Source organism: Streptomyces sp. NPDC059002, assembly GCF_042740435.1.
GTDB lineage: Bacteria > Actinomycetota > Actinomycetes > Streptomycetales > Streptomycetaceae > Streptomyces.
The window spans coordinates 1-1,912 of the sequence record NZ_JBHYJI010000150.1 but is presented as its reverse complement, the minus strand read 5'-3'; the positions used below and the strand labels follow the sequence as shown (position 1 = coordinate 1,912).

The window sequence follows — 1,912 nt, the reverse complement described above, 5'->3', positions numbered from 1 at the left end:
AAAGACTACGACATATAAAACAGGTTTAGCTTCAGAGAAAAAGAGCATAAGGAAACTCGGTGCCACCCTAAAAAAAAGGGTGTCAAACAGGCTGTGCCTGTTGAGTTTCTATGCTCTTAGAACAGGTGCCGTTTTTGAAGCCAAAGATATAGCATAGATACCCCATAGATATAGCAGGGATATACCAAAATATCTCTAGAGATACGGGTATCTATGCTATATCTCTCTACAAGATTCCTCCACACGCTTGACGGAAATGCTTCAGCATTTTAGCACTCACTCGACAGAGTGTATAAGTGCGCCATTCGGAATTTCAAAGCTTCAAATTTCACAGAGAGTGCCCATTTATACACACCCCCTAAATCGTGGTGTGACAATGGGTTCTCGCCGGCTCGAAATCGGTTTGTCATTCTGACAAATAACCCTTCGGGAAATAAAAAAAACGGCTCCATAAAGAGGAACCGTTTTGCTTCAAAAATCACGTTTTGTGTTATACTGGAGAAACGAAATTGTGTTTTCAAAATTGTCATTTTCGACATGATAACTTTTCTCGTAGTGTGGTTTTGCCGAACCCACTACTTTTTTTATGTCTCCGAACTTCATTTCTTCCCGTTCCGGCTTAACAATCCCTTTTGATTTTCGATACATATTCATTCCGGAAGGATACATGTGCAGCCGTCCGCCTTTTAAAAATTTCTTTTCCCGACCTTCTACGATCTTTGTTTGCACCTCACAGCCCTCTGAAGCCACTTTTAAGGCTGTTTCCCTGTCTTGGACATCTTCTAGGTCTATATCAGTCAAATAAGCGCTCAAATAGGCTCCTATGTTGTCTATATCCTTTAATGACTTGATTGTTACAAATCCTAAACCCCATAGACTCCTTAATTCAGCATTTTTAATATAAATCTTATCCAAATCATTAAAGCGCATTAAAACATGACAATGCCAGGCTCCACGTCCTTGTGGCTCTACCACCGATAAATAATCTATCGAACTTTCTTTCTTGTATTTATAACGCAACCTGTCGATAAAATTTTGAAAATCACTATAAAGTTTTTTCGTGTCCGTCATATTTTTCTTGTATGTCAAAGTTATATGTAATTCATTTGGCCGTCCTATAAAATTGTTATTTATCAAATAACGCAGCTTCTTAAAGGTTTGTCTCAAAGAATTATAATTTTCCTGCCGATTTTCCGAATGCTCGAACTCCCGGATCTCCCCAGTAGAGAGGTCTACAAACCTATCCTTGTCCAATTTTTTGATATTATTTTTCCGGTTCATCTTCTCCATATGCTGAACTTCAATGACGTGATTCATAGTGGTCACTTTTACAACATCATTTGGAGCTATGAAAACCGCGTCACCATTGCGTTTATCCATCCATTTCCCCTCAATTTTTCCTGTAATGTTTAATTAAAATCAAGTTAATAATAAAGAACCCCAAATCCGAAGTCAGTTTTTCAACAAAAATTAGCGTCCTTTTCCCAAATAGTCCCTATACAATTCCTTAATAGCAAACTCAATTACAGCATCTTTTGAAACTCTTCCAAATTCATTGTGTTTTGTAAAATGTTCGGCTAATAACTCTAGCTTTTTAAATGTTTCAACAGTAATTCGAGGTCCAATTTGTTTTTTCTCTTCCATCCAAACACACTCCTAACAAGTTGTTAACATAATTCTAACATTGGAAATAATAGAATTCAAGAACAGAAAAAAGAAGCACACTCGGAATGATATTTCGTTTCCTTTTGATTCCGAGCCTCCACCCCTTACAATCCCCAAAGGCAACCGACAAGGGAAAATTCGTCCCTTATCGGCACCTCCGGAAATTGTACAGCAAGGGGTCACTCCCAATAAAAAGACTACGACATATAAAACAGGTTTAGCTTCAGAGAAAAAGAGCATAAGGAAA

The 1,912-nt window shown here is 37.8% G+C and carries 3 protein-coding genes; 1 reads left to right on the top strand and 2 read right to left on the bottom strand.

Annotated elements, in window-relative coordinates; translation table 11 throughout:
* Nucleotides 1-471: 471 nt before the first annotated feature.
* Both ACFWZ2_RS43570 and ACFWZ2_RS43565 read right to left on the bottom strand, forming a co-directional pair.
* Nucleotides 472-1,380 carry a hypothetical protein gene (locus ACFWZ2_RS43570; protein ID WP_375839305.1) on the bottom strand — a complete coding sequence of 303 codons (909 nt, stop codon included), beginning with the start codon at nt 1,378-1,380 and terminating at the stop codon, nt 472-474.
* Between the two features lie 90 nt (nt 1,381-1,470).
* Nucleotides 1,471-1,644 (bottom strand): hypothetical protein, encoded by a 174-nt coding sequence (locus tag ACFWZ2_RS43565; RefSeq protein WP_375839303.1) that lies wholly within the window; start codon nt 1,642-1,644, stop codon nt 1,471-1,473.
* Between the two features lie 40 nt (nt 1,645-1,684).
* Between ACFWZ2_RS43565 and ACFWZ2_RS43560 the strand changes: the two genes are divergently transcribed.
* Nucleotides 1,685-1,912, top strand: a 228-nt coding sequence (locus ACFWZ2_RS43560) for a hypothetical protein (RefSeq protein ID WP_384555350.1), incomplete at its 3' end; no start/stop codon positions are given.

Bases quoted from the DNA above. Each gene is read 5' to 3' on its own strand.
- ACFWZ2_RS43570 (WP_375839305.1), bottom strand. From the start codon at position 1,380: ATGGATAAACGCAATGGTGACGCGGTTTTCATAGCTCCAAATGATGTT.
- ACFWZ2_RS43565 (WP_375839303.1), bottom strand. From the start codon at position 1,644: ATGGAAGAGAAAAAACAAATTGGACCTCGAATTACTGTTGAAACATTT.